Source organism: Clostridium sp., assembly GCF_032552055.1.
Taxonomy (GTDB): Bacteria; Bacillota; Clostridia; order Clostridiales; family Clostridiaceae; genus Clostridium.
Genome location: NZ_JAWGSV010000164.1, coordinates 1 through 7014, shown reverse-complemented (window position 1 = coordinate 7014; position 7014 = coordinate 1). Strand labels below are relative to the sequence as shown.

Annotated in this window: 7 protein-coding genes; 5 read left to right on the top strand and 2 right to left on the bottom strand. The window is 28.4% G+C overall.

The window, feature by feature from the left end:
* Positions 1-539: helix-turn-helix domain-containing protein (locus E6248_RS11075; RefSeq protein WP_316340862.1), on the top strand; the 539-nt coding region annotated here is incomplete at its 5' end.
* Between the two features lie 259 nt (positions 540-798).
* On the opposite strand, the gene E6248_RS11070 is transcribed toward E6248_RS11075, so the two are convergent.
* A complete protein-coding gene (locus tag E6248_RS11070) occupies positions 799-1221 on the bottom strand; it encodes a hypothetical protein (protein ID WP_316340861.1) in 423 nt (140 codons plus the stop codon).
* A 253-nt stretch (positions 1222-1474) separates the two neighbouring features.
* On the opposite strand from E6248_RS11070, the gene E6248_RS11065 reads away from it, so the two are divergent.
* Positions 1475-1852: an HsmA family protein gene (locus E6248_RS11065; protein WP_316340860.1), complete on the top strand. Its 378-nt coding sequence runs from the start codon at positions 1475-1477 to the stop codon at positions 1850-1852.
* Positions 1853-2248: 396 nt separating this feature from the next.
* On the opposite strand, the gene E6248_RS11060 is transcribed toward E6248_RS11065, so the two are convergent.
* Positions 2249-3982, bottom strand: coding sequence for an ATP-dependent metallopeptidase FtsH/Yme1/Tma family protein (locus tag E6248_RS11060; RefSeq protein WP_316340859.1), 1734 nt, complete (start codon positions 3980-3982; stop codon positions 2249-2251).
* 314 nt (positions 3983-4296) lie between these two features.
* Here E6248_RS11060 and E6248_RS11055 point away from each other — a divergent pair, with 314 nt between their 5' ends.
* Genes E6248_RS11055 through E6248_RS11045 form a run of 3 tightly spaced genes read left to right on the top strand, consistent with a single transcriptional unit; the run spans position 4297 to position 6695 of the window.
* On the top strand, positions 4297-4719 hold the full coding sequence (locus E6248_RS11055) for a hypothetical protein (protein WP_136006051.1): 423 nt from the start codon (positions 4297-4299) through the stop codon (positions 4717-4719).
* A 23-nt stretch (positions 4720-4742) separates the two neighbouring features.
* Complete coding sequence (locus E6248_RS11050; RefSeq protein ID WP_316340858.1) at positions 4743-5702, top strand: DUF1232 domain-containing protein; 960 nt, start codon at positions 4743-4745, stop codon at positions 5700-5702.
* Between the two features lie 21 nt (positions 5703-5723).
* Complete coding sequence (locus E6248_RS11045; protein WP_316340857.1) at positions 5724-6695, top strand: ribonuclease H family protein; 972 nt, start codon at positions 5724-5726, stop codon at positions 6693-6695.
* Positions 6696-7014 lie beyond the last annotated feature (319 nt).

Below are 7014 nucleotides of genomic sequence, written 5' to 3'. Positions count from 1 at the left end.
GTATTGGGATGAATTATCTAGATTTATATTTACAAAGAAACGGTATCAAGAGGTATGATGTCTACAAAGCAACAGGAGTAAGTCAACAACTATTATCTACTCATACAAACAAGAGCATAGAAAAGTATTCTAATAAAGTGGTTATGGCTTTAGCAGATGCTTTAAATAAAACACCGGGAACTGTATTAGATGAACTTCTAGCACTGCAAAAAGAAAATCCAGCTTTTGAAGCATATAATCCAACTGAGTTATTAGAGGGATTAGGATTCAAGTATGATAGGATAATTATAAAAGGTGCCTATTGCTCAGAAATATATAAACTTATGAAAGGGCAATTATCAGAAACTGAAAGTATGGGATTTGAATTAGGAAGTGCAGGGTGGGCTACAATACTTGCATATGCAATTAATGCAGCTAGAGATCTTTTTAGTAATTCTGATAAGGTAAGTAGAGATATAGAAAGAAAAATAGTATCCTACAAATTAGAAAGTGCTTCAGAAGAAAATGTAACTATAAGATTAAAACAACTAGATTATTAGTAATAAAACATTAAGGAGTCATTAACATAGTATACTCTGCCGACCTCGCAGGCTCCAAGTCGGCTTACGCACAATATGTTAAAAACTCCTTGAATAATTTAAACTTGTGGATGCAAAATTACTAAAGGAAGAAATTCAGGCGAGCTGAATTTCAATAATTATTGCTGATTGCGTGGTGAGTCAAAATATAACGTAATTATAAACTCACTATACAGATACATTAAATAATGATATTTGCCTTTATATGCGCATTTTAATTCTAATGCGCATATCTAACAAAGTTAATTCTTAAATAGTTAGATATAAACTTAAGTCCAGAGAATAGTAGTGCTGAACCTAGGCCAGTATAGAAAAATGCGATAAATGATTCAGGAGCTAAATTATTCACACGTACAATTATTCCAAATGACATCATAAATGCCATAATTGCAAAAGACTTCATATCGAAAAATTTCCAAAACCATTGTTTATCATTTCTATATTCTGTAATTCTTTTAGTATGCTTTTCTACCATATTTCCAAAGATCATATTCTTAAATAGTAAAAATATTGTTAATGATAAGGCAACAAGTATTATTGATACATTTTCTTTATATGCTTGATATCCAATATTCAGTACATTATATCCAGCGATGCTCCAAACAAGTCCAGCTAAAAATAATAATGAATTCTTTTTTATCATTTTAATCAACCTTCTTTTATATAAAATTTGTTTCTCTTTTTTATAGTTAAATTTATAAATAGTTTAATAGTTATCTTTATGAACTATGTTCATTATAAAATTATTTGGTTTATTTGTCAACAGCCATACACATACTAAAGATGAAATAAATTCATTGACAATATTAATATTTAAAACTATAATGAACATTGTTCAAAAAAGTTTATAGGGGTAAACTTTTGTTAAATTATATTTTATATTTAGGAGGTATAATATGGATATCAAATTAGTTATGGCAATTATAACTATAACACTAGCCCTTATTTTTTATACTATAGGGGTGTTTTCAGAACGTAAGAGTGGTACATTAAAAAAGTTTCATGTAATAATTTTTTGGATTGGATTATTATTTGATACAACTGGAACGACAATAATGTCAATAATATCTAATGGAGGAAGCTTATTTAGTCTCCATGGAATTACAGGTGCATTAGCAATTATATTAATGTTATTCCATGCAGTATGGGCGACAATAGTATTTATTAAAAAAGATAAAGATAAACTGCATAGCTTCCATAAATTTAGCATTATAGTTTGGTTAGTATGGTTAGTTCCATATATATTAGGGATGATAGTAGGAATGTCACAATAGTATTAAAATGCGAATATAACTGCAAAGATAAATAGAATATGGTCCATAAGACAAATGACTGCAAAAAGAAGTTCTAGGCTCGTAAAAACTGATAGACCAAGAGTTTTGGTAGAACTCGCATACGCTCAGACAAGCCAACAACTCTAAGGCCTAGCAGCTTCTACTTCACCAAGAACTTCTAGATTTTCGCCATATGCTTATTTTACATATTATATTTATCATTGCTAGTAATTCGATGTTTAAAATTAAGAAATGAAAGAAAGAAGGAAGGAGGTTTTGCTATGCAAAACCTCCTTTATTCTAAGGATACTCTTATAAAAAATATTTACAGATTTTTTATAGAAATTTTTCATTCTTTAATTTTTAAGTTCCTTAATTAATAAAATGCCTCGAATTTTATGATAATTCTCTGATGTCTTCCTCAGTTAATGTTTCTTTATCCATAAGCTCCATAGCTATCTTATCTAATAAATTTTTGTTATCTTTTAAAGTATTTATTGTTTCTTCGTACAATGAGTTAACTAATTCCCTACACTCTTCTACTACAGGGTTTCCATAGCTATTTGAAAGTTGTCCTAAACCTGATAGTTTTAATAGACCAAGTGTATTTCCCATACCATATTCTGATATCATAGCCATTGCTATTTCTGTTGTTTGCTTTAAGTCACCTTCAGCGCCAGTTGAAATTTTATCTTTTCCGAAGATTAATTCCTCAGCAGCTCTTCCACCTAGTAATACCATTATTCTATTTTTTAGATAATCTAATCTTTGGTATGAACTATCTTTAGGTATAGTCAATGTATAGCCTCCAGCTCCTTTGGTAGTTGGAATAATTGTGATTTTTGAAACCTTGTCTTCAGGTGTTTTAATTAATGAAATAACAGCATGTCCAGCTTCGTGGTATGATGTTAATAGTTGGTCTTCTTCTAAATAATGACCTCTTTCTTTTTTTTCATATCCTGCAAGAACTATTGAAAAAGCTTTATCAATATGTTCTTGCATTAAAGAGGATGAATTTTCTTTAGCAGCTATAATAGCAGCTTCATTTATTAAGTTTTCAAGCTTAGCTCCTGAAAAATAAGCAGTTTTTTTAGCAACGTCATTAATGTTTATATCATTATGAGGTTTATTAGTTAAATGTAAAGAAATTATTTTTTCTCTAGCACAAAGGTCAGGTAAAGATACTTCTATATGTCTATCGAATCTACCAGGTCTTAATAAGGCTGGATCAAGAGTATCTAATCTATTAGTTGCAGCAATTACTACTATGCCTTCTTCCTCACTAAAGCCTGACATTTCAGTTAAAAGTGCATTTAAAGTTTGATCTCTTTCATCATTAGAAGTAGCAGCACCAGCACCTCCTCTTTTCTTACCAATGGCATCTATTTCATCTATAAAAATTACTGCTTTCCCATGAGACTTTGCTTTTTTAAATAAGTTCCTTATCCTTGCAGCTCCAACCCCTACATATACTTGCACAAAATCTGATCCACTTAATGCATAAAATGGTACCTTAGCTTCACCAGCAACAGCTTTTGCAAGGAGAGTTTTACCTGTACCTGGAGATCCATAAAGAATAACTCCCTTTGGCATTCTAGCACCGTACTCTTTATATTTTTCAGGGTTTTTTAGAAAATCTACTATATCCATAAGACTTTCCTTTGCTTCTTCATTACCTGCAACTGAATTAAAGTTTAATGCATTTTTATCTTCTGAAAAATCTTTAACATCTAAATTAGTAATTTTAGAAGTACCTAAGCTTTTTTTACTAAGCTGTATAAAAACTATAGAGATTATAGAAGATAAAAGAATTAGTGAAATTATAGTTTTAGATGGACTAGCTATATTTTCATCTAAAACTTCTATATTATGTTTTAACAACTCCTCTTTTAAAGTAGGGCTATTTGGATTAGTAGTTGAATACTTACTTCCGTCCTTTAAGAATATGGTCAAGCTATTATTATTAAATATTACCTTAGATACAGAATTATCAGTTATATCTTGCAGAAAGTATGAATATTGTTTATTGTAGTTAGCCTTTGAACCAAAACTTAAGTATCCTAAAGCTAATATTGAAATAATAGCAGTTATTATTGGAACAAAAATAATATTTTTCTTTAGTTTGTTCATTATTACCTCCTAAATAGAAGATGATTTATCATAAGTATTTTAACATTTTAAAATTTAAAGTCCATTTAACTTCATAGTATTTACCAATGTAAGTGTTGGTAGAGCTTACAATATTAAAAGATGTCTTTCAATATTTATGCAAATAGAGTATACTTTAATTTAAATAGCTGACTACTTAGACCAATATATATGATTTCAATATAGACAATTTACTTAATAAGTATTTTTAATCTATAACTTTATAGGACTATAGATGTAGATTATTTATTGAAGCATATAGTTTATTAGTAATAATATGAGGAGATGTAATATAATTGTATAACTCAACTATACTATCATCTAAGGATATTACTGAAATAATTAACCTAAAGGGTAGAGAAAAAGGAATAGAGGTAACCCATATAGAAATTGATAATGGGATAATTTTTTCAGGTAGGCTATTTAGTAAAATAAATAGTAATTTTAGTGGATTTGTTTATATAAAAGAGGTTTATAATAACCAAATTATACTGGAGACAAAGAATTTAAATATATCTAAGTTAGGAAAGCTAAAGGGAGCTAGTGTAATTCTATTAAAATCTATTTTAAAATTTCTAGGAGAAGACTATATAAATATTAGTGGAAATAATATTATAATTAAATTAGATAAATATGATGGAGAAATAAAAGATGTATATATTAAGGACAAGCTTCTTTATATAATTGGTACAAATTTAGATATGTATTTAGATGCATAATTAACAAAATAAGGGAGGTAAATATGAATATTTCAAGCATAAAAGTTTCTTTAACAGGAGAAGATTTACTAAGCATTTTTAATGAGTTTGTAAAGGTAGAAGGTCTTACTTTAACTAAGGTAGATGTAGATGAAGAAATAAAGTTTTATGGTAGCTTTAGTAAAGGAATAACTTTAGATTTTGTAGCAGGTATAAGGCTTGCAAGAATTGAAAATGGAATTATACATGGTGAAGTTTCATCATTTAAAATAGCTAAAATTAAGATATTCTCATTAATGAGAAAGGCTGCTTTAAAGTTTGCTTTAAAAGAATTATCTGATATGGGAATAAGCTATGATTCTGGCAAGGTAGTTATTAATTTAAAATCTTTATTAAAAGATGTTCCATATGTAGATTTAAATATTTCAGATATATATACTAGACAAGAACTTTTAAATATAGAAGTATCAGATATTAATATCTCTCTTTTAGGTACTTTAATAAAAGAACAACCTGTAGAAGAAACTGAAGAGGAAGACGAGACAGAAGAGGATTTTTCTGATATTGAAAAAGTAAGAGACTACTATAGTGTAGGAAGAGATTATTTAGAAGAAAAATTACCACAGAAAGTAAAAACTTTTAGTGATTATGTATTTATAATTCCAGATATGGCAGCTCTTTTATTTAGATTGTTAAAAGATAAAAGAGTTCCTATGAAAACTAAGATAATTATTTCTGCGGCAATTGCATATATAGGATTCCCAACGGATATAATACCAGATAGCATTCCCTTCATTGGGAAGGTAGATGAGATAGCTGTTGCTTTCTTCGCTTTAGAAAGAATTATCGCTGATGTTCCTACTAGAATTATATTAGAAAACTGGGAAGGTAAGAATGACATAGTATTTGTTATTAGAAATATTATTGATTATGTTATTAACTTTACTGGAGCGAAAAATGTAGAAAAAGTATATAACTTTATAGAAGAAGTAATGGCATTATAATCTTAAAATTAGGAGAAAAGTATGGCAAGTAAATATTACGCAATTAAAGAAGGATATGATTTTTCACTTAATACAAAAGTGGAAAATAAAATAGTAAATACATGGGCAGAGTGCCAAAGGTATATTAAAGGAGTAAAAGGAGCTAAGTATAAGAGTTTTACTAGCGAAAGTGAAGCAAAAAGCTTTTTATTTGAAGGAAGTGGAATGCTTAAAAAAGGTGTGGACAATTATCCAATGGATTGTCTACATATATATGTTGATGGTAGCTATAATATTAGTACTGAAAAGTATTCTTATGCTTTAGTTGCAGTTAAAGATAATATAGTTGAATATGTAGAAAGTGGATCATCACAAAGTAATAGTGATAGGAATATTAGGCAAATAGCTGGTGAGTTAGAAGCTGCAGTTAGAGGCCTTGAGTATGCTATAGAGAAGAGAGAAGAGAGAGTAGTAATCTTCCATGACTATGAAGGTATTGCTCATCATGCCACTGGATTTTGGAATAGGAATGAAGAGTCATCTGTAAAATATCATAATAAGATGAATAGTTTAATGAATAAAGGAACTGAAGTTATATTTGTTAAGGTAGATAGTCATACTGGTGATTTATTTAATGAAGTAGCAGATGAAAAATGTAAGGAAGAGCTATCTATAGCATCTGAGAATATAGTTTATTCATATTTAAGAGAGAATACAATAAAAGTTGTTAATGCTGAAGTAAAAAGTAAACTTAAACCCCTAGCTAAGGATAGAATAGATAATATTATTACCTTAGATGGAAGTTTGGTTAAGGAAGAAGAAGATTTAAATAGTGAAGTTATTGATAATAACACTATTAAAGAAGATATAGATAAGGAAATTGCTATTAATGAATATGAGGATGTTTTATATAAAGATTTAGCATTTTATTTAAGAAAATTACCATTAGAAAAGCAAAAAGATGTACTTAATTATGCAGAGTATTTATATAATAAGGAAAGAAAGATAAATTAAATTTTCAATATTCATTTTACATTGTGCGACAGTACATTTATTATAATATCTCTGTCATTATTTATTTAGTTACATTACTTTTATGGATTTGTGAATATTAGTATAAAAATTACAAAGACTATATAGTATAAATAATTTAAGAGGTGATATTATGATGAAAGTTTTTAGAGGTATGGTAACAGGTGCTATAGTAGGAATGGCAGTTACAGCCATGATTTTACCACAATTAGATAAGAAAACTCAAAGAAATTTAAAAAGGGTTAGTAAAAGAGTATTGAATATGGCAGAAGATGCTTGTTGTATGGTTACTGATTATATG

Excerpts from the sequence above, each read along its gene's own strand:
- E6248_RS11045 (WP_316340857.1), top strand. The coding sequence starts at position 5,724 with ATGGCAAGTAAATATTACGCAATTAAAGAAGGATATGATTTTTCACTT.
- E6248_RS11070 (WP_316340861.1), bottom strand. The coding sequence starts at position 1,221 with ATGATAAAAAAGAATTCATTATTATTTTTAGCTGGACTTGTTTGGAGC.
- E6248_RS11060 (WP_316340859.1), bottom strand. The coding sequence starts at position 3,982 with ATGAACAAACTAAAGAAAAATATTATTTTTGTTCCAATAATAACTGCT.
- E6248_RS11065 (WP_316340860.1), top strand. The coding sequence starts at position 1,475 with ATGGATATCAAATTAGTTATGGCAATTATAACTATAACACTAGCCCTT.
- E6248_RS11050 (WP_316340858.1), top strand. The coding sequence starts at position 4,743 with ATGAATATTTCAAGCATAAAAGTTTCTTTAACAGGAGAAGATTTACTA.